Here is a 19,522-nt window from a genome sequence, read left to right as displayed (position 1 = left end):
CGGTATTATTTTATGATTCTTTGATGTATGCCGAATGGAATCAACAGTCGTAATTTAAGTATAAAAGATTAGGAAGTTGTTATGCCGACAATCAACCAGCTGGTGCGTTTCGGACGCGAAGAGAAGGTCAAGAAAAGCAAATCCAAGGCGTTGAGCGCCTGCCCGCAGCGTCGCGGCGTCTGTCTGCAGGTCACCACCCGTACTCCGAAGAAGCCGAACTCCGCGTTGCGTAAAATCGCCCGTGTTCGTCTGACCAACGGGCAGGAAGTCACCGCGTACATCGGCGGTGAAGGTCACAACCTCCAGGAGCACTCGGTGGTTCTGGTCAAGGGCGGTCGTGTCCGTGACCTCCCCGGTGTGCGTTACCACATCGTGCGCGGCGCGCTCGACAGCCTCGGCGTGGACAAGCGCAAGCAGGGCCGTTCGAAGTACGGCGCCAAGCGGCCGAAGCCGGGCCAGGAAGCTGCCGCGGGCAAGGGGAAGAAGAAATAATCAGATTTTTTCAAATACATACTAGGGTACATAACAGATGAGAAGACGCAGAGCTGTCAAGCGGGAGCTTGTTCCCGACGTGAAGTACAACAGTGAACTGGTTGCCCGGCTGATCAACACGATCATGACCCGGGGCAAGAAGTCGACCGCCCAGAATATCGTTTACGGCGCGCTGGATGTGATCCAGAGCAAGAAGCCGGATATGCAGGCGATCGACGTTTTCATGCAGGCGCTGGAGAATGTCAAACCGAAGCTGGAAGTCAAGAGCCGCCGGGTCGGCGGTGCGACCTATCAGGTTCCGATCGAAGTCGATCCGGAGCGTCAGGTTGCGCTGGCCATGCGCTGGATCACCACCTATTCCCGCGGCCGCAAGGGCAAGTCGATGACCGAGTCCCTCGCCGGCGAGCTGCTGGATGCGTTCGACAACACCGGTGCTTCGATCAAGAAGAAAGAAGACACCTTCAAGATGGCGCAGGCGAACAAGGCGTTCGCCCATTACCGCTGGTAATCGACCGGGGCATTGACGATCATGAGCACTCAGATAGACAAGACTCAATTCCACGAGTCGCCCCACCGCAAGGTTTCGTTGAAGGATACCCGTAACATCGGCATCATGGCTCACATCGATGCCGGCAAGACCACGCTGACGGAGCGCATTCTCTTCTACTGCGGCGTGAACTACAAGATCGGCGATACCCACGAGGGTACCGCGACGATGGACTGGATGGAGCAGGAGCGCGAACGCGGTATCACGATCACCAGCGCCGCCACCACCTGCTATTGGAAAAATCACCGGATCAACATCATCGACACTCCCGGACACGTGGACTTCACGGCGGAAGTGGAGCGTTCGCTGCGCGTGCTCGACGGCGCGGTGGCGGTGTTCTGTTCGGTCGGCAAGGTGCAGCCCCAGAGCGAGACGGTCTGGCGTCAGGCGCAGAAATATCACGTGCCGATCGTCGCGCTGGTCAACAAGATGGACCGTACCGGCGCGGATTTCGAGGGTGTGGTCACCGAGATCAAGACCAAGCTCGGCGCGACTCCGGTTCCGCTGATTCTGCCGATCGGCAAAGAGGCCGATTTCAAGGGCGTCATCGACGTTCTCGAAGGCAAGGCGATCTATTTTGACGAAGCGAGCAACGGCGTCAAGATGACGACCGAGGAGCTCACCGGCGAGATGCTTGAGCGCCGGAACGAAGCCTACAACCATGTGATCGAATGCGTTGCGGAAGTGGACGACGAGATCATGGAGCTCTTCCTGGCCGAAGAGCAGCCGACGCTCGAGCAGCTGCGTGCCGGAATCCGCCGCGCTACTTGCGCTGCCCGGATTGTTCCGGTGGCCTGCTGCACCGCGTTCAAGAACAAGGGTGTTCAGCCGCTGCTGGACATCGTGGTCGATTTCCTCCCGAGCCCGATCGATATCTGGGACATCAACGGAACCGACCCGGCGACCGGCGCGCCGCTGACCCGTCACGTCGGCGACCTGCAGCCGTTCGCGGCTCTGGTGTTCAAGATCATGACCGACCCGTTCGTCGGAAAACTGTACTACTTCCGGGTCTACTCCGGTGTGGCTTCGCAGGGTATGACGGTGCTGAATCCGCGTACCGGCAAGCGGGAGCGTCTCGGCCGTCTTCTGCAGATGCACGCCAACCAGCGCGAAGAGCATGAGGAGATCTTCTCCGGTGATATCGCGGCGGCGGTCGGCCTGAAGAACGTCACCACCGGTGACACGCTCTGCCTGGAGGACCAGCCGATCGTTCTGGAGTCGATGGTGTTCCCCGAGCCGGTGATCTCGATCGCGGTGGAGCCGAAGTCGTCGGGCGACCGCGACAAGCTCTCGAAGGGGCTGATCGCCCTCTCCGAAGAGGACCCGACCTTCCAGGTGCACTCCGACGAGGAGACCGGGCAGACGATCATCTCCGGTATGGGCGAGCTGCATCTTGAGATCATTCTGGACCGTCTGATCCGTGAGTTCAAGGTGGAAGCGAACACCGGCGCGCCGCAGGTTGCCTATCGTGAAGCACTCTGCGGACCGGCGGATTCGAATATGAAGTTTGTCCGTCAGTCCGGCGGTCGCGGCCAGTACGGTCACTGTATCATCAACCTGATTCCGGGTGAAAGCGGCAGCGGCATTGTCTTTGAGAACAAGGTGGTCGGCGGCAACATTCCGAAGGAATTCATCAAGCCGATCGAGCAGGGTATTCGCGAAGCGGCGGCCTCCGGCGTGCTGGCGGGCTACCCGGTGATCGACTTCAAGGTCGAGCTGATCGACGGATCCTACCACCCGGTCGACTCTTCGGAAATGGCGTTCAAGATCGCCGGTTCGATGGCGTTCAAGGATGCGGCGAAGAAAGCGGGTCTGATGCTGCTTGAGCCGATCATGAAGGTGGAGCTGAATGCTCCGGATGAGAACACCGGCGACCTGATCGGCGACATCACCAGCCGTCGTGGTCAGATCGTGACCATCGATGCCGGGAGCAACGGCACCAGCCGCGTTCAGGCGAACATTCCTCTGGCGGAGCTGTTCGGGTATGCGACGGCGATTCGTTCGCTCTCCCGCGGGCGTGCCACCTATTCGATGGAACCGGCGCATTTCGAACGTGTTCCGAAACAAATCCAAGACAAAATTGTGGAGAAGAAATAAGCTATGGCTACGGGAAAAAACCAGCGTATCCGGATTCGGCTTCAGGCGTATGAGCACCGGATTCTGGATCAGTCGGTCAACGAGATTCTTGAAGCGGCGAAGCGCACCGGTTCCATGGTTGCCGGCCCGGTGCCGCTCCCGACCCGGATCGAGCGTTGGACGGTCAACCGTTCTCCGCACGTCGACAAGAAGTCGATGGAGCAGTTTGAAATCCGCACGCACAAGCGCATGCTGGATATCATCAATCCGACGGCGAAGACGGTGGATGAGCTCAAGAAGCTCAATCTGCCCGCCGGCGTGGACATTACGCTGAAGACTGGATTCTAAGGTAGAATCCATAGATACCAAGGTCCCCGACCGATTGGGGGCAAGTATCGAAATGATTTCTCACGAAAGGAGAAAAAATGAAAGGATTAATCGGTAAAAAGGTCGGAATGACGCAGGTCTACGACGAGAAGGGCGTGCTGATCCCGGTGACGGTGGTTCAGGCTGGTCCGTGTGTCGTGACCGGAGTCAAGACGGTCGAGCGCGACGGATACTCGGCGATTCAGCTGGGATTCGGGGAGCGCAAGGCGAAGAACGTGACGAAGGCCCGGGCCGGACATCTGGCCAAGGCGGGTGTGACCGGCGACAAGCTGCCTTCGGTTCTGCGCGAGATCCGTACTGCGGCGGGCGAGGAGACTCCGGCGCCGGGTTCGGTGGTGACGGCGGAAGTTTTCGCGGCGAATGACTATCTGGATGTGGTTGGAACGACCAAGGGACGCGGGTTCCAGGGTGTTGTCCGGCGGTACCGTTTCGGCGGCGGCCGCGCGAGCCATGGCGGTGCGTGGACTCGTCGTACGGGTTCGATCGGCTGCCGCGAATGGCCGGGCAACGTGATCAAGGGCAAGCGCATGCCGGGTCACATGGGCAATGCGCGGCGCACCGTGCAGAATCTGCAGGTCGTCCGGGTGATGGCGGAAGACAATGTGCTGCTGCTCAAGGGCGCGGTTCCCGGAGCGAATGGCGGCATTCTTGTGCTCCGGAGTGCGATCAAGAAGCCGGCCGCTAAGAAGTAACAGGTGAACAAGATGTCGAATACTTTGGATATCCTTGATTGCAAAGGCACCCGGGTCGGAGAGTATGTCATTCCGGAGGGTGTGATTGAGCTGGAGAAGGGCGAGCAGGCCGTGCATGACACGGTGACCGCCTATCTTGCCGGCCAGCGTGCCGGAACCGCCTGCACGAAGACGCGCGGTGAAGTTTCCGGAGGCGGCGCCAAGCCGTTCCGTCAGAAGGGTCTCGGCCGTGCCCGTGCGGGTTCGAGCCGGAGTCCGGTCTGGGTCGGCGGCGGTACGATTTTCGGACCCCGTCCGCGTTCGTTCGCGAAGAAGGTCAACAAGAAGGTGATCGTGCTGGCGCTGAAGCGTGCGTTTTCCGAGCGGATTGTCGAAGGTGACGTGATGGTGCTCGACAAGTTCGAGCTGGCGGACCACAAGACCCGGAACGCGGTGGCGATTCTGAAGAATCTGAACGTCGCCGATGATACGGTGATGGTTTCGCTGCCCGAGCTGGACGAGACCGCGATCTGCGCGACCGGGAACATTCCGAACCTGGTGCTCCGGAAGTCCGACACGGTCAATGTGTATGAACTTCTGCGCTTCAAGAAGCTCCTTTTCACGAAGGATGCTCTGGATGCGTTCATCCGGCGGCTGGCGTAAGGAGGAACTGAAATGAGAAGTGCGTTTGATATCATTATCGCGCCGGTGGTCACCGAGAAGTGCAATGCTCTGATGCAGGAGCAGAAGTACACGTTCAAGGTGAAGGCGGATGCCGAGAAGGTCGAGATCGGTCGGGCGGTGGAAGAGCTGTTCAAGGTCAAGGTCAAGTCGGTGAATGTGATGAATTGTCAGGGCAAGGCGAAGCGTGCGGGCCGTTCCATGAAGATGGGGCGCCGCCCCGACTGGAAGAAGGCGGTCGTGACCTTGTCCGAAGGGACCATTGAAATTATCTAACGAGGGAGAATACAGAAATGGCGGTTAAAACTTTTAATCCCGTGACTCCCTCCCGGCGTCACATGGCGGTGATGGACTATTCGTCCACGCTGACCGCGAAGGCTCCGGAAAAGAGTCTGGTCAAGGGGAAGAAATCGACCGGCGGCCGCAACAACTACGGCCGGATCACGACCCGGTTCCGCGGCGCCGGCAACAAGCGCTGCTACCGGATGGTGGATTTCCTCCGCAACAAGGAAGGTGTGCCGGCGAAGGTGGTTTCGATCGAATACGATCCGAACCGCACGGCCAACATTGCGCTGATCTCCTATGCGGACGGTGAAAAGTCCTACATCCTCGCGCCGGTCGGCCTCAAGGTCGGCGACGTGGTGATGAACGGGCCGAAGTCCGAGCTCAAGCCGGGCAACTGGCTGAAGCTGAAGGATATTCCGGTCGGCATCAACGTCTGCTGCATCGAGCTTCAGCCCGGTCGCGGCGCCAAGCTGGTGCGTTCCGCCGGACAGGTGGCGACGCTCCGCGGCAAGGAAGAGACCTACGCGCAGATCAAGCTGCCGTCGGGCGAAGTCCGGATGATCCATGTGGACTGCCGCGCGATGATCGGCCAGATCGGCAACCTCGATCTCATGAACGTGAAGATGGGCAAGGCGGGCAAGAAGCGCTACAAGGGCTTCCGGCCGCATGTCCGCGGCGTTGCGATGAACCCGGTCGACCACCCGATGGGTGGTGGTGAAGGGCGCACCTCCGGCGGCGGCCATCCGGTTTCGCCGTGGGGCCAGCTGGCCAAGGGCAAGCGGACCCGCAATCCGAAGAAGACTTCGAAGAACTTCATTGTGGAACGGAGGAAGAAGTAATGGCCAGATCGATTAAAAAGGGGCCGTTCGTGGATCAGTATCTGATCGACAAAGTCGAGAAGATGGGCAAGCAGAAGGTTGCGATCAAGACCTGGTCGCGCCGTTCGATGATCATTCCTGATTTCGTCGGTCACACCTTCAACGTCCACAACGGGAAATCCTTCGTTCCGGTGTTCATCACCGAGAACATGGTCGGGCACAAGCTCGGCGAGTTTGCGATGACCCGTGCGTTCAAGGAGCACGGTGTGGTTTCCGGTAAGTAATTTCCGGCAACCTGCGAAAAAGTCCCGGTCCGGATCCCTGAGGGATTCCGGCCGGGATTTTTCTTTTCGGGGGATTCCGCATTGAAAAACGCGGGTTTTGTGGTATTTTATTATAGTTTCACAAACGGTTTAATCTTCATATCCGGGAGTTATTGCAATGTCTGGAATTTTTAAAGCGTATGATATCCGCGGCATTTATCCGACCGAGATCAATGCCGACGTCGCGGAGGCGATCGGGCGGGCTTACATCGAGTTCACCGGCGCGAAGAAGGTGGCGGTGGGGCGCGATATGCGTCCGCACTCCCTGCCGCTGTTCGAGGGGCTGTCGCGCGGCATGCTCGCGCAGGGGGCGGATGTGATCGATCTCGGGCTGGTTTCGACGCCGATGAGCTACTTTGCCAACGGCACGCTGAAGGTGGACGGCAGTGTGATGATCACCGCCAGCCACAATCCGGGCGAATGGAACGGCTTCAAACTCTGCCTGGCGAACGCGGTTCCGATCTCCGGTGCGACCGGAATCATGGAGATTCAGAAGATCGCCGAGGCGAAATCGTGGCGCAAGGTCGATCAACCGGGCACGCTGTCGACCTATGACATCGCGCCGGAATACGGCAAGTTCCTCCGCTCGTTCGCGCAGATGGACCGCAAGCTCAAGGTGGTGGTCGATTACGCCAATGCGATGGGGCTCTACGAGATTGCCGGAATCACCGACCTTTATGACATTGTTCCGCTCTACGACACCCTGGACGGCACCTTTCCGAACCACGAAGCGAACCCGTTGCACATTGAGACGCTCGATGCGATCCGGGCGAAGGTGCGCGAGGTCGGTGCGGATTTCGGCGCCGCGTTCGACGGGGATGCCGACCGCTGCGGCTTCATCGACGACCAGGGCGAAGTGATTCCGATGGATCTCTTCACCGCGCTGATTGCGCAGGACATTCTCTCCCGCGGACCGGCGACCATCCTCTACGATCTGCGCAGCAGCCGTGCGGTGCCGGAGTGCATCGAAGCGAACGGCGGCAAGGCGATCCGTTCGCGGGTGGGCCACGCTTTCATCAAGGCGCAGATGCGCGAGAACGACGCGGTTTTCGCCGGCGAGCTCTCCGGCCACTACTACTTCAAGCAGAACTTCACCGCCGAGTCGCAGGGGCTGGCGATGATCATGCTGTCGAACCTGATCTGCAAGAAGAACAAACCGGTGCACGAGCTGGTGCAGCCGCTGCGCAAGTATTTCTCCAGCGGCGAGATCAATTCGAAGGTGGCGGATGTCAAGCCGATTCTGGATACGATCCGCGCCCGTTACGCCGATGGGAACATGTTCGAACTGGATGGAATCTCTTCGGAGTATCCCCGCTGGTGGTTCAACGTCCGCAGCTCGAATACGGAACCGCTTCTGCGGCTGATTGTCGAGGCGGACACCCGGGAGCTGATGGAAGAGAAGCGTGACGAACTTTTGAAGATCATCCGCGGTTGAGTGCCGCGGGAAACCATACAGAAAGGGAGGACAGGAAAATGAAACAGATGTTGGTGTCGCTTTTCGGGGCTGCGCTGGCGGTCGGCATGCTGGCCGGCTGTGGAGACGGCGTGGATGAGAACAAGACTCCGGAGCAGATCAAGGCGGAAGTCGTCAACCTGGATGCCGCGGCGATCCAGAAGCAGATCGACGCCTACACGAAGGTGATCGAGGAGAAGAGCAAGGAACTGGCCAAGGTGATGGATCAGATCAAAGAGATTCCGCTCACCGAGCAGCTCGGCGACAAGGCCAAGGGGCTTCAGGCGAGCGCTGCCGATCTGGGCCGCGAGATCAACAAGCTCAAGGAAAACCTCGAAGCGTATGTCGAGGGCCTGAAGGCGAAGGCGGACAAGTAACGGACGCTCTTCCGGCGGGAATTCCTTCCTGTTGAGGGGGAATTCCCGTTGAAATGCAAAATGACGGGGAAATGGCGGAAAAGTGCCGGATGGGATTCCGCTGTTTTTCGAGGGGGAGGATTCATGGAGGAACTGCTGGATATTTACGATGATTCCGGAGTCCGCATCGGGCTGGCCTCCCGCCGTCTCTGCCACGGCAACCCCACGTTGCTCCACCATACCAGCCATGTGATCGTCATCCATCCGGACCGGGAGCATCTCCTGCTCCAGAAACGTTCGCTCTCCAAGGACATTCAGCCGGGGAAGTGGGACACCGCCGTCGGCGGCCATCTCGATCCCGGTGAGGACTATCTGGCCGGAGCACGCCGGGAGCTGGCCGAAGAGCTGGGCGTTACCGGCGAAGTCGAACTGCGGCACCTCTTCGATTCGCAGATCCGCAACGAGATCGAATCGGAGGATACCCGGGTGTTCGCGATCGTCCACCCCGGGCCGTTCCGGTTCCAGCGCGAGGAGATCGACGAGGTGCGGTTCTGGAGTTTCGAGGAGTTGCGCAATCCGGCGAACTTCGGGGAGTTCACCCCGAATCTGGTGGCGGAATTACGGCTCTTTTTCGAAGGGAATTACCTGTGACGCCGCCCGTACCCACCGCGAATTCCCCGTTCCGGCGCGCGGTGCTCCGCTTCTGGAGCGACTGGCCCGCCCGGCTGGGCGTGGCGGGGATTCTGATGCTTCTTCTGCCGGCACTCGCTGCGCCGGTGCTGGCCAACGGCCGGCCGCTGTTCCTGCGGAGCGAAGCGCGGGGCGTGGAGTTCCCTTTCCTTCGCACCTTTTTTGCTCCGGACAGCTCCGAATATCTGGTCGAGCAGCTGTTCAACTACGCATTCGCCGCTCTGTTGCTTTGGGGGGTGCTGCAACTTGTCCGCTGGCGGAAACTGCGGCGGATTCTTCTGGCCTTTCTGCTGATTCTGCTGATTTTCCCCTTCGCGCTGACGAAGCCGAAGCTGGATAAGACCGATTTCCGCAAGCTGGTGGAGCGTACCGGGGCGACGGCGGTCTTCGCGCCGATTCCCTATGGACCGTTTGAAATTGTCACCACTCCCTACGCGAAGCCGGGGCGGAAACACTGGCTCGGCGCCGACGAGATCGGCCGCGACGTCGCCGCCCGGATGATCTACGGCGCGCGCGCCTCGCTCGCAGTCGGATTGCTCTCCACCGCAATCGCCCTGGCGATCGGCACGATGGTGGGGCTGATGGCCGGATTTTACCGCGGCTGGTTCGACCTCATCACGATGCGGGTGGTGGAGATCATGCTCTGTTTCCCTACCTTTCTGCTGTTGTTGATCCTGATGTCGATTTTGAAGGATCACAAATTCGAGCAGTCGATTCTGGTTGTGATCGCCGTGATCGGATTGACCGGCTGGATCGGACTGGCGTTTCTGGTGCGCGGCGAGGTGCTCAAACAGCGGGCGTTGCCCTATATCTTAAGCTGCGAGGTTGCCGGGCTGCCGGCGTATCGCACGATGCTGGTCCACCTGCTGCCGAACATCACCGGACCGATTCTGATCAGCTTCACCTTCGGGGTGGCCGGGGCGATTCTCGCTGAGAGCGGGCTGAGTTTTCTCGGCTTCGGCGTACAGCCGCCGACGGCGAGCTGGGGCGGCCTGCTCCGGCAGGCGTTCGACAATCCGCTGAGCTACTGGCATCTCACCTTCTTCCCCGGGCTCGCCCTCTTTATCGCGGTGATGGCGTTCAACTTCACCGGCGAAGGACTGCGGAAGGCGCTGGCGCCGCGCTAGGCGGGGAATGTCCCTGCCAGGCTGTTGCTGGAGAGAAACCGGGCGCGGAACTTCACGTGCTGAAACTCGAGTGCGGGATTTTCAATCCGGCTGACGATCATTTCCGCGGCTTTCCGGCCGAATTCCGGCTGGCGGAGGTCGGCGGTGAGCACCGCTTCCGGCAACAGGCGGAGCAGGGGCAGATTGTCCACGCCGGAGATCGCGAGACCGTCGCTGGAGATGCCGCGGCGGCGCAGTTCGGTGAGGAAATTGGCGGCGCTCTGATCGTTCATGCAGCAAACGGCGTCCGGCCGCTCCTCCCGGTTCCGGAAGAGTTCGCAGAAGGCGTCGCGCTGTTCCCGGGATGCCTCCGGAAGACAGCAGAACTCGGGGCGTATCGCGAGGCGGCAGCGCTTCATGCCGAGCCGGAACCCCGCCTCCCGCTCGGCCGCGGCGGCCGGATGGACGTCGTCACCGTAGAGGGCGAATCTGCGACAGCCGCGGCGGTAGAGCTCCTGCACAATCCGCGAGAGGGCGGCGGCGTTGCCGAACTCCAGCAGACTGGCGTCGCGCACCCCTTCCGGGAGACGGACCAGGTAGAGGGTGGGAATTCCGCTCTGCTCCAGCTCCCGGAATGCGGCGAGCCCGGGGTGCTCCGGATCGGGATAGATGACGATTCCGGCCGGGCGGCGTTCGAGAATCCCCTCCATCAGCCGCTCCTGCGCGACTGTGCCGCCGGTGAGCGGAATCACCATCGGGAAGTAGTTCAGCTCCACCGCGCGACGGCAGAAGTGCTCCATCGCCAGGCTGAAGAAGTCGATGCTGCCGCAGACGAAGGGGATCTCCCGCCGGATCGCCCCCGGAACCGCCCGCACCACGGTGCCGACGCCGTTGCGGCGGCCGATCACCCCCTCCTGCTCCAGCTCGGCGAGGGCGCGGCGGAGGGTGGGGCGGCTGACCCCGAATTCGGCGGCGAGCGCATTCTCCCCCGGCAGCATGTCGCCGGGGGAGAGCTGGTGAATCCGGTTCTCGAGCTCCCCCTTCAGCCGGGGGAAGATGTTCCGGCGCGGCATGACACGGCCCGGACTACTTCGACCGGGAGACCACTTCGCCCGGCGCGGTGCAGCTGCCCGCGGAGAGACTGCGGCCCGGATAGATCGCGGTGTGGATTCCGGTGTGGACGTTCTCGCCGATGATCGCGCCGAACTTGCGCCGGCCGGTGTCGAGGAACTCCTGGTTCTCCAGCCAGCGGTGGTTGCGGCCGTCGTGGCGGAGGTTGGAGATGATCGTGCCCGCGCCGAAGTTGACGTTGTTGCAGATCACCGAATCGCCCACGTAGCTCAGGTGGCCGACGCTCACCTTGTCGCCGAGGATCGAATTCTTGATCTCCACCGCCTGCCCGACGTGGCAGCGGTCGCCGATCGAAGTGTTGCCGCGGATGTAGCAGTTCGGGCCGATCTTGCAGTCGCGCCCGATGATGACGTTGCCCTCGATGTAGACGCCGGGCAGGATCACGCTGTTTTCCCCGAGGCTGACGAAGCCGTCGATCGTCGCGCCGGCGCGGATGGTGCCGCGGATGTCGTTGTGATCCATCGCCGCCATGAGCGTTTCGTTGAGCGCGAGCAGATCCCACGGGTGGCGGATCCGCACCGAAGCGGTGTCGAACGGCAGTTCCGATGTCCCGGCGTGCCCGGGGCGGCTCACTTCGACCAATACCGCGCCGTCGGAGAGGTCGCGCACCACGCAGTTGCCGGTGGAACCGGCGAGCACGGCGGCGAATTCCGGCGAGGGGAGAAAGTCGCCGCGCACCTTGATGAGAAGGTCGCCGGCGGATTCCGGAAACCGGCTCCGGATCCGGTCCGCAATCGGAGTTCCGGCCACCTTGATCGAACCGACTTCGGCGGTGATCGGCCAGAGGCTGGCAACCTGGACGGGGAGAATTTCGATGGTCATGATTTCGCCCTCCTGTCAGTTGAGTTCCTGTTCCGCGACGGCGCAGAGACGGGTGATCCAGGTGTCGACGTCCCCGGAAGCTTCCGCCTCCACCAGCACGCGGATTTTGTTTTCGGTGCCGGAGTAGCGCACGATGGTCCGGCCGGAGTTGCCGAGTGCGCGGCGGCACTCCTCCATCGCCGCCGGCAGCAGCGAGAGCTGGTCGAACGGCACCTTGCGCGCCACCGGGAAGGAGCGGATCTCCTGCGGAAACACCTTCATGAATCCGGCCAGTTCCGCCAGCGGTTTCCCGGTGCGGACCATCAGCCCGAGCACATGCAGTGCCGAAAGGATGCCGTCGCCGGTGGTTGCGTAGTCCATGAAGATGATGTGGCCGGACTGTTCGCCGCCGACGTTGAAATTGCCTTCGCGCATCCGTTCGATCACGTAGCGGTCGCCGACGTCGGTCACCTCCACCCGGATTCCGGCCTGCTCCATCGCGCGGTGGAGTCCGAGATTGCTCATGCCGGTCACCACCACGGCGTTGTTGGAGAGGCGGCCGTGCTGTTTGAAATCGATCGCCAGCATGCCGATGATGCGGTCGCCGTTGACCTCGTTGCCGTCGGCGTCGCAGAAGATCACCCGGTCGGCGTCGCCGTCGAGGGCGATGCCGCAGTCGGCGCCGTGCTCACGGACCAGCCGGCCGATGTTCTCCGGATGGAGCGCGCCGCAGTTGTCGTTGATGTTCAATCCATTGGGATGGACCGCCGTCTCGATCACCTCCGCGCCGAGTTCCCGGAAGATCGGCGGCGCGATCGAATAGGCGGCTCCGTTGGCGCAGTCGAGCACGATCTTGAGGCCGCGCAGGCTGAGGTTGCGGATGGAGCCTTTTGCAAACTCGATGTAACGGCCCCGGGCGTCGTCGATGCGGTAGCCCTTGCCGATTTTTTCATAAGGCACGCGTTCGCCGTCAACCTGGTCGGCGAAGATCTCCTTTTCGATCTCCAGCTCCACCTCGTCCGGCAGTTTGAAGCCGTCGGAGGCGAAAATTTTGATCCCGTTGTCGGAGGCGGGGTTGTGGCTGGCGGTGATCATGATGCCGCAGGCGGCGCCCATCGACTTGGTGAGGTGGGCCACCGCGGGGGTGGGCATGGGACCCACGGCGAGGACATCCATCCCCATGCTGAGCAATCCGCTGGTGAGGGCGTTTTCCAGCATGTAGCCGGAGATCCGGGTGTCCTTGCCGAGCACGACCCGTTTGCGGCCGGTTCCGGCGCCGGCGCCGAGAACCTTCGCGGTGGCTTTGCCGACCAGAAGAGCCAGTTCCGGAGTGATCGGGTAGCAGTTCGCCTTGCCGCGGATTCCATCGGTTCCGAACAGTTTTTTCATGTGCAGTATCCTCCTTTTGAAAAATTACGACTTCATGGCGAGGTTGACGGCGAAGGTGCGGAGCGCCAGTTCCTCGCTGACATTGAACCGCAGGGTGAAGAGCAGCTCTTCCGCCTCGCGCCGGAAGAGTTCCGCCTGTTCCGGGGTGAGGGGCGGCAGCCGGAGCCCGGCGAACAGCTCCGGGTTGGCCAGATCGGCGGGATTCACCCCCTGGGCGACCAGCTCCAGCTGGGCGCAGAAGGTGCGGATCGTCTCCAGAAAGAGTCCCCGCTCCTTCATGTAGGCGCCGGCCGCCGCGTCATCGACGAGGGCGCGGGTCCGTTTGAGCAGACCGGGGTCGCCCGCCTGTTCGGCGGCGGCGAGCCGCGGCGCCCACTCTTCGGCGACCCGGGCGGCGGCGTCGGCCGAAAGTCCGGCGGCAATCCGGATCAGCGCTCCGGCACCGGCTTCGGCGGCGGCCAGGTCGCCGCGCGATTCAAAACAGAGTCCGGCCAGTGCCGCGCACACCGCCTCCTTCCCCGCGAAATCGAATTCGCAGTGGTTGGTCAGCAGCGGCACCAGCTGACAGCGCGACCGGGTGGTCGGCAGCAGTGCCGAGGGGTTCCCCGTCGTCAGAATCAGCAGTGTCTGCGGCGGCGGTTCTTCCAGCGTCTTGAGCAGAGCGTTCTGGGACTCGGCGTTCATGCGGTCGGCGTCGCAGATGATCCCGACCTTGCAGTTGCCGCCGCCGGTGCTGGTCAGGTGAAACTGCTCTTCGAAGAAACGCAGTGTGTTCGGCTCCGGTTTCCCGCGGTCGCCGATTTTGATCTGGTACATTTTGCCGACCGGAGTGAGAAAATAGAGCTCCGGATAGCTCCCCTCCTCCAGACTGCGGCAGACCCGGCAGACGGTGCAGGGGCGGCCGTCGCGGCTCTCCGGACAGGCGGCGAGCTGCGCGAGCGCGATGGCGAACTCCTTCCGGAGCGTCTCGTTGTCGGCGTGGAGCAGAAAGGCGTGGGAGAGGCGGTTCCGCTTCCGGGCGTTCTCCAGGTGACCGACGAGCTCCGGATAGCGGGCGCGGTATGTGTCATAAAGCGGCATCGACGATCTCCAGAATCCGCCGGTGAATCTGTTCGGCCGGAGCGTCGGCGTTCACTACCCGGACCCGTTCCGGCTCCGCCTCGGCGATCTTGAGGAATCCGGCCCGCACCCGGCGGTGAAAATCAAGTTTCTCCTCTTCAAACCGGTCATGTTCGCCCCGGGTCTCCTCCCGCTCCCGCGCCCGGGCGAACCCGACCTCCGGGGGCAGGTCGAGCAGGATGGTCAAATCCGGAATGCACTCTGCCGCGGCCAGTTCGTTGAGCGAATCGATCACCTGCGACTCCATGCCGCGCGCGCCGCCCTGATAGGCGGTGGTCGAGTCGAAGAAGCGGTCGCAGAGCACCACCTTCCCCGCCGCCAGCGCCGGGCGGATCACTTCGCGCACATGCTGGGAGCGCGCCGCCTCGATCAGCAGAAGTTCGGTGGTGGGGTGGAGTTTCTCCGGCCCCTCGTAGTTCTTGACCACGGCCCGGAGCCGTTCGGCCAGCGGGGTTCCGCCCGGTTCGCGGGTGAGGACGCACGCGTGGCCCCGCGCTTCGAGTTCATCGCGCAGGAGCCGGATTTGGGTGCTTTTGCCCGCCCCCTCCGGCCCTTCAAAGGTGATGAACCAGCCTGGATGGATATGTTTCAACCGTTTCTTCATAGGAAATCCCACTTTTTTTCCATCAAAGAATGTAGCGCCATTTGCCGTAAAGTTCAAATGGTGGTATATTTCAGAATGTAATTTTTTCTAACTTTAAGCAATCCGGTGTGGAAAATGGCAAAAGAACTGACTCGTGACACCTATCTCTCCAAAAACGTCGGGGATTTCCCGGCGGAACTCACCCTCTGCGGCCGCCGTTACGTCAAAGTGGACGACCTCCGCTACGGCACCAATCCGCACCAGGCGGCGAGCTACTACAAGCCGGCGGACACGGTTTCGGTCATCGGCGATATGGAGATCCTCAAGAACGGCAAGAGCGGTCTTTCGCAGACCAACCTCGAAGACATCTCCTACGCGCTCAACATCGTCAAGTTCTTCGACACCCCCGCCTGCGCGGTGATGAAGCACGTCAACCCCTCCGGCGCGGCGGTGGGCCGCCCCGGCGAGTCGCTGCTGTCGGTCTACCTGAAGGCGCGTGACGCCGACGCCCGCGCGGCCTTCGGCAGCTCGATCGCCTTCAACCGCGAAGTCGACGCCGACACCGCCCGCGAAATCATGTCCACCTTCGTCGAATGCGTGGTCGCCCCCGGATTCGCTCCCGGCGTGCTCGACATCTTCAACGACGGCGAGACCTACAAGCTCAACCGGCACATCCGGATCATCCGTTGCGGCGACCTCTCCCGGCTGCCCCGTTTCGTCGGCGAGGCGAAGCCGGAGCACAACACGATTAAAGTGCTGGGCGACGGGTCGCTGGTGATCGCTCAGCCGCTGATGACGTCGCTGCGGAGCGTCGCCGATCTGGTGCCCGCCGAGGCGGAGAACAAGCGGTGCGGCCATCAGGTTTCCGCCGTCGCCGCGACCGAGGAGCAGAAGCGCGATCTTCTCTTCGCCTGGTATGTCAATCTGAGCGTCCGTTCCAACGGCGTGGTGATCGTCAAGGACGGGCAGACTCTTTCGGTCGGCACCGGCGAGCAGGACCGCGTCGGCGCGATCGAGCAGGCGATTGCCAAGTTCCGTCAGAAGTACACCGGAGAGGGGACGCTTCAGAATTCGGTGATGTCCAGCGACGGTTTCTTCCCCTTCGAAGACGGCGTCGAAACGGCGGCGGCCGCCGGAGTCACCGCGATCATCGCCCCCTCCGGTTCGCTGCGGGACGCGGATGTGATCAAGCGCGCCAACGAACTCGGCGTCGCGCTCTATCACGCGCCGGAACGGATCTTTTCGCACCATTGATTTGCCGGATAGAACGTCAGAACGTTAGAACAATAAGGAGATCTCCCCATGCCGGACCAGAATGAGAAAAACCGCAAGCTCAACGCCGAACTCTCCCGCGCCCTGATGAACGATGTCGAACGGCTCGAACTCGGATTCGCCACCTACTGGCGCCAGATCGCCGCGGTCGCCGTGATTGCCGCCATCGTCGTGGCGCTGATCTTCTGGGGCTTCAGCTACTCCCGCCGGTCGGCCCGCGAAGCCGCGTTTACCCTGGCCGATGCTTCGACGGTGACCGAACTTACTGCCGCGCTCGACAAATATGGCGACAAGCCCGGTGCGGCGGCGGCCCGTTTCCGCCTGGCCAAACTGCGGATCGACGCGAAGGAGTATGCCGCCGCGCTCGAAGATCTGCGTACGCTGATCGCCTCCGCTCCGGCAGAGCCGCTGCTGGGCAACGCCCGTCTCGCGGAAGCCTATCTGCTGGAAATCATGGATAAACCGGAGACCGCCGCCGGATTGTTCGCCGAACTCGGCCGTTCGATGGATCTCTCTTCCACCTTGCGTGCCGAAGCCAATTTCAACGCCGGCCGTCTCTTCATCAAGCTCAAGAAGTTCGATGACGCCGCGGCGGCGCTCAACCGTGCGGTGAATCCGGACCGGCAGAGCGCTGCGGCCTGGTGCAGCATGGCGCATTCGCTGCTGCTGGCGCTGGAGAGCGGGGATTTCGGCCCCTACAAGCCGGCGGCGAAGCTCTGAACGGACGTTTATGGAGCTGACCCGGAAAACCGAATCGCTGCTGCGTTCGCTCCGCACCCGCCACGGCCGCCGGAAATCCGGCTGCTGTCTCTGTGAGGGGGTGCGGGCGACGGGGGAGCTTTTTCTGCGCCGTCCCGAACTGGTGCGCTTCACCGTGGCGACCGAACGCGGCGCGGCGGCGATGGGGAACATTCCGGGGGAACTCTGCATCGTCACCGAGGAGAAGTTCGCGGAATTTTCGGCGACGGTCAATTCGCAGGGGGTGCTGGCGGTCGCTTCGGTGCCGCCGGAACCGGGGTGCGATCAGCCGCCGCAAGATCCCTTTCTGCTCGCGCTCGACCGGCTCGGCGACCCGGGCAATTTCGGCACCATCTGCCGCACGCTGCGTTCGACCGGACTTACGGAGTTGTGGTACACCCGCGGTTCGGTCGATCCCTACGGGGACAAGGCGGTGCGTTCGGCGCTCGGCGCCCAGTTTGCGCTGTCGCTGCGCAGCTTCGAAAATCTCGAGGCGTTGCGGGAACAGGCGGCGCGCTTCGGGTATCCGACGGTCTACCTCACCGACCCGCATACCGGCGAGGACTGTTTCCGCTGTTCCGGCCTCTTCGACCGCTCGGTCGTGGTGATCGGCGCGGAGGCCGACGGCGTTTCGGCGCTCGATGGAGCTGCGCGCGTCACCATCCCGATGCCGGGCAATTACGAGTCGCTCAACGCCGCGCAGGCGGCGACGGTGTTTCTGTTTGAATATGTCCGGCGCATCACCGCTCCGGCTCCCGGGGGAATCCTTTCATGAATCTCTGGTATCTGATCGATCTCTTCGCATTTCTCGGCGGCGCGGTCGCCACACTGCTCGCCACACCGGTTTTTCAGTGGATCGCCATGAAGACCGATTTTCTGGACCGTCCGCAGGCGAACCACAAGGGGCACGGCCGCCCCACGCCCCTGCTCGGCGGTGCGGCGATGTTCACCGGCTGGATTCTCTGCATCGGCGGCGGCCTCCTGCTGGCGCACTGGGGGAGGATTCCCTTCTTTTCCGAAGTGATTTCCGACTATCTTGACGGGATCAGCTACGCCGCGCCCCAGCTGGGATTCATCGTCCTCGGGGCGTTTCTCTCGGTGATTCTCGGCCTGATCGATGACAAGTGGGCGATGTCGGCGGCGGTGAAGTTCGGCGGGCAGTTCCTGATTGCGCTGCTCGCGGCGACGCTCGGCGGGGTGCGGGTCAACATCTTTCTGGACAACGCCGTTCTGACCACCGCCGTCTCGATCTTCTGGATCATGCTTTTGATGAATTCGATCAACTTCTTCGACAACATGGATGGTCTCGCCGTCGGGACCATCGCCATCGCAATGGGCTTTTTCACCGTCATTGCGGCATTGAACCAGCAGTTCTTCATCGCGGCCTTTTCGGCGCTGACCTGCGGTGTCTGCTGCGGCTTCTGGTTCTACAACTTCAACCCGGCGGTGATCTTCATGGGGGATTCCGGAAGCCATTTTCTCGGGTACATGGCGGCGGTGATCTCCGCCGGAGTCACCTATTTCGGGATCGACTTCTCGCTGTCGCGCTTCCCGATTCTGATGCCGCTGTTCATTCTGGCGCTGCCGCTGTTCGACACGGCGATGGTGGTGCTGATCCGCACCCGCAACCATAAGCCGTTCTGGATCGGCGACCACAACCACATTTCGCACCGGTTTGTCCGCATGGGGCTGAGCCGCAAGCAGGCGGTGATGCTGGTGCATCTGATGGCGCTGACCATCGGGCTGGGAATTCTGCCGGTCTTCTGGGGGGATTTCCGCACGGCGGCGATTCTCGTGGTGCAGGCGCTGCTGCTGCTCGGCATCATCACCATTCTGCAGTTTACGCTCGGCAACCGGCAGGAGACGAGGGAGACGCCTGTGACTCCGGCCGGAGACCGGAAAGAGACGAAGTTGTAAGCGTGCAATTTTCCCCGCCGGATTGTTAATTCTCCGTTAAGAGAGCTGTTTCTTCCTTTATTTCCGCCGCAAACGCATTATATTGTTATATCGGATTCTTACAGGCGGGGGAGGTCCCTTCGGACTTTCCGCCCTCCGGAAAGAGGTGACGTCCGATGAAAACAGAAGGACATGAATCATGAGTGGATGCGGATTCCTATCGATGCCCATGGCGATGTTGATCCTGTTGCTGGCCGCGCTGGCGGGAGGCTACTGGCTGGGGCGTCGTCCGCGCAGGGAGGGAGATCGAACCACCTCCGGCGGCAGTCCGGATGAGGAGCCGGAGGTCGCTTCGCCGGCGACGGCTGTCGCTTCGGATCCGGCTGGAATTGCGCCGGTGAGTTCGAATCTCTACGATTTTGAGACGCTCTCGTCGCTGTCGGTCGCCGGCAACTGGCAGCTGAAGCTGGAGTGCAACGCGCCGGAGAACTACTGCCGGGTGACGGCGGAGAGCTCCCTCTGGAAGGAGATCAAGGTGGAGATGCTTCCGGCCGGGCTGGCGATCCGCTATACCGGCAAGCGCCGTCCGACGCTGCCGATGACGATCGAAATCCGTACCAAAGGGCAGCCGTCGCAGCTGAAAGGCCGGGGCGCCAACACGATGACGGTGGAGCATGCGCACGGCAATCAGTTCTCCTGCAAGGTTTC

Annotated in this window: 23 protein-coding genes; 18 read left to right on the top strand and 5 right to left on the bottom strand. The window is 62.0% G+C overall.

Annotated features, from left to right (window positions below):
* The first annotated feature begins 81 nt into the window (after positions 1 to 81).
* From rpsL to ACMLHG_RS08355, 13 genes are all read left to right on the top strand, one after another.
* Positions 82 to 492, top strand: coding sequence for a 30S ribosomal protein S12 (gene rpsL / locus ACMLHG_RS08415; protein ID WP_294436126.1), 411 nt, complete (start codon positions 82 to 84; stop codon positions 490 to 492).
* 37 nt (positions 493 to 529) lie between these two features.
* Positions 530 to 1,000 carry a 30S ribosomal protein S7 gene (gene rpsG, locus ACMLHG_RS08410; protein ID WP_294436127.1) on the top strand — a complete coding sequence of 157 codons (471 nt, stop codon included), beginning with the start codon at positions 530 to 532 and terminating at the stop codon, positions 998 to 1,000.
* A 21-nt stretch (positions 1,001 to 1,021) separates the two neighbouring features.
* Complete coding sequence (gene fusA / locus ACMLHG_RS08405) at positions 1,022 to 3,136, top strand: elongation factor G (protein WP_294436128.1); 2,115 nt, start codon at positions 1,022 to 1,024, stop codon at positions 3,134 to 3,136.
* A 3-nt stretch (positions 3,137 to 3,139) separates the two neighbouring features.
* Positions 3,140 to 3,463 carry a 30S ribosomal protein S10 gene (gene rpsJ / locus ACMLHG_RS08400; protein ID WP_417170212.1) on the top strand — a complete coding sequence of 108 codons (324 nt, stop codon included), beginning with the start codon at positions 3,140 to 3,142 and terminating at the stop codon, positions 3,461 to 3,463.
* 77 nt (positions 3,464 to 3,540) lie between these two features.
* Positions 3,541 to 4,194, top strand: coding sequence for a 50S ribosomal protein L3 (gene rplC / locus ACMLHG_RS08395; RefSeq protein WP_417170211.1), 654 nt, complete (start codon positions 3,541 to 3,543; stop codon positions 4,192 to 4,194).
* Between the two features lie 12 nt (positions 4,195 to 4,206).
* On the top strand, positions 4,207 to 4,836 hold the full coding sequence (gene rplD, locus ACMLHG_RS08390) for a 50S ribosomal protein L4 (RefSeq protein ID WP_295811039.1): 630 nt from the start codon (positions 4,207 to 4,209) through the stop codon (positions 4,834 to 4,836).
* Positions 4,837 to 4,848: 12 nt separating this feature from the next.
* Entirely contained in the window at positions 4,849 to 5,130 is a 282-nt protein-coding gene (gene rplW / locus ACMLHG_RS08385; RefSeq protein WP_295811041.1) for a 50S ribosomal protein L23, read from the top strand.
* Positions 5,131 to 5,147: 17 nt separating this feature from the next.
* A complete protein-coding gene (rplB, locus tag ACMLHG_RS08380) occupies positions 5,148 to 5,978 on the top strand; it encodes a 50S ribosomal protein L2 (RefSeq protein WP_294436135.1) in 831 nt (276 codons plus the stop codon).
* Positions 5,978 to 6,241, top strand: a complete 264-nt coding sequence (gene rpsS / locus ACMLHG_RS08375) for a 30S ribosomal protein S19 (protein ID WP_294436136.1) — start codon at positions 5,978 to 5,980, stop codon at positions 6,239 to 6,241. Before rplB ends, rpsS begins: the two co-directional genes overlap by 1 nt.
* Positions 6,242 to 6,398: 157 nt before the next feature.
* On the top strand, positions 6,399 to 7,715 hold the full coding sequence (locus ACMLHG_RS08370) for a phosphomannomutase/phosphoglucomutase (RefSeq protein ID WP_294436137.1): 1,317 nt from the start codon (positions 6,399 to 6,401) through the stop codon (positions 7,713 to 7,715).
* A gap of 38 nt (positions 7,716 to 7,753) precedes the next feature.
* Entirely contained in the window at positions 7,754 to 8,110 is a 357-nt protein-coding gene (locus ACMLHG_RS08365) for a hypothetical protein (protein WP_294436138.1), read from the top strand.
* A 123-nt stretch (positions 8,111 to 8,233) separates the two neighbouring features.
* Positions 8,234 to 8,740, top strand: a complete 507-nt coding sequence (locus tag ACMLHG_RS08360) for an NUDIX hydrolase (protein ID WP_294436139.1) — start codon at positions 8,234 to 8,236, stop codon at positions 8,738 to 8,740.
* The gene (locus ACMLHG_RS08355) at positions 8,737 to 9,906 is read left to right on the top strand and encodes an ABC transporter permease (RefSeq protein WP_295811050.1); all 1,170 of its coding nucleotides are present in this window, start codon (positions 8,737 to 8,739) and stop codon (positions 9,904 to 9,906) included. Before ACMLHG_RS08360 ends, ACMLHG_RS08355 begins: the two co-directional genes overlap by 4 nt.
* Here ACMLHG_RS08355 and ACMLHG_RS08350 read toward each other — a convergent pair.
* The 5 genes from ACMLHG_RS08350 to tmk are packed head-to-tail and all read right to left on the bottom strand — an operon-like array spanning position 9,903 to position 14,929.
* Positions 9,903 to 10,958 (bottom strand): substrate-binding domain-containing protein, encoded by a 1,056-nt coding sequence (locus ACMLHG_RS08350; RefSeq protein WP_417170210.1) that lies wholly within the window; start codon positions 10,956 to 10,958, stop codon positions 9,903 to 9,905. The two genes, ACMLHG_RS08355 and ACMLHG_RS08350, sit on opposite strands and share 4 nt — an antisense overlap.
* A gap of 13 nt (positions 10,959 to 10,971) precedes the next feature.
* Positions 10,972 to 11,838: a hypothetical protein gene (locus ACMLHG_RS08345; protein ID WP_417170209.1), complete on the bottom strand. Its 867-nt coding sequence runs from the start codon at positions 11,836 to 11,838 to the stop codon at positions 10,972 to 10,974.
* Positions 11,839 to 11,853: 15 nt separating this feature from the next.
* Positions 11,854 to 13,206 (bottom strand): phosphoglucosamine mutase, encoded by a 1,353-nt coding sequence (glmM, locus tag ACMLHG_RS08340; RefSeq protein ID WP_294436143.1) that lies wholly within the window; start codon positions 13,204 to 13,206, stop codon positions 11,854 to 11,856.
* A gap of 24 nt (positions 13,207 to 13,230) precedes the next feature.
* The gene (locus ACMLHG_RS08335; RefSeq protein WP_294436144.1) at positions 13,231 to 14,286 is read right to left on the bottom strand and encodes a hypothetical protein; all 1,056 of its coding nucleotides are present in this window, start codon (positions 14,284 to 14,286) and stop codon (positions 13,231 to 13,233) included.
* Positions 14,273 to 14,929 (bottom strand): dTMP kinase, encoded by a 657-nt coding sequence (gene tmk / locus ACMLHG_RS08330; RefSeq protein WP_295811061.1) that lies wholly within the window; start codon positions 14,927 to 14,929, stop codon positions 14,273 to 14,275. The genes ACMLHG_RS08335 and tmk overlap by 14 nt, the downstream gene beginning before the upstream one ends.
* A 114-nt stretch (positions 14,930 to 15,043) precedes the next feature.
* Between tmk and ACMLHG_RS08325 the strand changes: the two genes are divergently transcribed.
* The 5 genes from ACMLHG_RS08325 to ACMLHG_RS08305 all read left to right on the top strand — a co-directional run.
* Entirely contained in the window at positions 15,044 to 16,162 is a 1,119-nt protein-coding gene (locus ACMLHG_RS08325) for a hypothetical protein (RefSeq protein WP_295811063.1), read from the top strand.
* 48 nt (positions 16,163 to 16,210) lie between these two features.
* A complete protein-coding gene (locus tag ACMLHG_RS08320; protein WP_295811066.1) occupies positions 16,211 to 16,900 on the top strand; it encodes a hypothetical protein in 690 nt (229 codons plus the stop codon).
* Positions 16,901 to 16,910: 10 nt separating this feature from the next.
* Complete coding sequence (locus tag ACMLHG_RS08315) at positions 16,911 to 17,693, top strand: TrmH family RNA methyltransferase (RefSeq protein ID WP_417170208.1); 783 nt, start codon at positions 16,911 to 16,913, stop codon at positions 17,691 to 17,693.
* The gene (locus ACMLHG_RS08310) at positions 17,690 to 18,835 is read left to right on the top strand and encodes an MraY family glycosyltransferase (RefSeq protein WP_295811073.1); all 1,146 of its coding nucleotides are present in this window, start codon (positions 17,690 to 17,692) and stop codon (positions 18,833 to 18,835) included. The genes ACMLHG_RS08315 and ACMLHG_RS08310 overlap by 4 nt, the downstream gene beginning before the upstream one ends.
* Before the next feature lie 178 nt (positions 18,836 to 19,013).
* Positions 19,014 to 19,522 (top strand): hypothetical protein (locus ACMLHG_RS08305; protein ID WP_417170207.1); only part of this gene is annotated, 509 nt, incomplete at its 3' end.

Source organism: Victivallis sp. (assembly GCF_048170485.1).
In the GTDB taxonomy this organism is placed as follows: Bacteria; Verrucomicrobiota; Lentisphaeria; order Victivallales; family Victivallaceae; genus Victivallis.
The sequence above is the reverse complement of the archived record's forward strand: the minus strand, read 5'-3'. Positions and strand labels throughout refer to the sequence as shown.

What these genes read in the sequence shown, in the direction of transcription:
- rpsL (WP_294436126.1), top strand. Translation starts at nt 82, where the DNA reads ATGCCGACAATCAACCAGCTGGTGCGTTTCGGACGCGAAGAGAAGGTC.
- rpsG (WP_294436127.1), top strand. Translation starts at nt 530, where the DNA reads ATGAGAAGACGCAGAGCTGTCAAGCGGGAGCTTGTTCCCGACGTGAAG.
- fusA (WP_294436128.1), top strand. Translation starts at nt 1,022, where the DNA reads ATGAGCACTCAGATAGACAAGACTCAATTCCACGAGTCGCCCCACCGC.
- rpsJ (WP_417170212.1), top strand. Translation starts at nt 3,140, where the DNA reads ATGGCTACGGGAAAAAACCAGCGTATCCGGATTCGGCTTCAGGCGTAT.
- rplC (WP_417170211.1), top strand. Translation starts at nt 3,541, where the DNA reads ATGAAAGGATTAATCGGTAAAAAGGTCGGAATGACGCAGGTCTACGAC.
- rplD (WP_295811039.1), top strand. Translation starts at nt 4,207, where the DNA reads ATGTCGAATACTTTGGATATCCTTGATTGCAAAGGCACCCGGGTCGGA.
- rplW (WP_295811041.1), top strand. Translation starts at nt 4,849, where the DNA reads ATGAGAAGTGCGTTTGATATCATTATCGCGCCGGTGGTCACCGAGAAG.
- rplB (WP_294436135.1), top strand. Translation starts at nt 5,148, where the DNA reads ATGGCGGTTAAAACTTTTAATCCCGTGACTCCCTCCCGGCGTCACATG.
- rpsS (WP_294436136.1), top strand. Translation starts at nt 5,978, where the DNA reads ATGGCCAGATCGATTAAAAAGGGGCCGTTCGTGGATCAGTATCTGATC.
- ACMLHG_RS08370 (WP_294436137.1), top strand. Translation starts at nt 6,399, where the DNA reads ATGTCTGGAATTTTTAAAGCGTATGATATCCGCGGCATTTATCCGACC.
- ACMLHG_RS08365 (WP_294436138.1), top strand. Translation starts at nt 7,754, where the DNA reads ATGAAACAGATGTTGGTGTCGCTTTTCGGGGCTGCGCTGGCGGTCGGC.
- ACMLHG_RS08360 (WP_294436139.1), top strand. Translation starts at nt 8,234, where the DNA reads ATGGAGGAACTGCTGGATATTTACGATGATTCCGGAGTCCGCATCGGG.
- ACMLHG_RS08350 (WP_417170210.1), bottom strand. Translation starts at nt 10,958, where the DNA reads ATGCCGCGCCGGAACATCTTCCCCCGGCTGAAGGGGGAGCTCGAGAAC.
- ACMLHG_RS08345 (WP_417170209.1), bottom strand. Translation starts at nt 11,838, where the DNA reads ATGACCATCGAAATTCTCCCCGTCCAGGTTGCCAGCCTCTGGCCGATC.
- glmM (WP_294436143.1), bottom strand. Translation starts at nt 13,206, where the DNA reads ATGAAAAAACTGTTCGGAACCGATGGAATCCGCGGCAAGGCGAACTGC.
- ACMLHG_RS08335 (WP_294436144.1), bottom strand. Translation starts at nt 14,286, where the DNA reads ATGCCGCTTTATGACACATACCGCGCCCGCTATCCGGAGCTCGTCGGT.
- tmk (WP_295811061.1), bottom strand. Translation starts at nt 14,929, where the DNA reads ATGAAGAAACGGTTGAAACATATCCATCCAGGCTGGTTCATCACCTTT.
- ACMLHG_RS08325 (WP_295811063.1), top strand. Translation starts at nt 15,044, where the DNA reads ATGGCAAAAGAACTGACTCGTGACACCTATCTCTCCAAAAACGTCGGG.
- ACMLHG_RS08320 (WP_295811066.1), top strand. Translation starts at nt 16,211, where the DNA reads ATGCCGGACCAGAATGAGAAAAACCGCAAGCTCAACGCCGAACTCTCC.
- ACMLHG_RS08315 (WP_417170208.1), top strand. Translation starts at nt 16,911, where the DNA reads ATGGAGCTGACCCGGAAAACCGAATCGCTGCTGCGTTCGCTCCGCACC.
- ACMLHG_RS08310 (WP_295811073.1), top strand. Translation starts at nt 17,690, where the DNA reads ATGAATCTCTGGTATCTGATCGATCTCTTCGCATTTCTCGGCGGCGCG.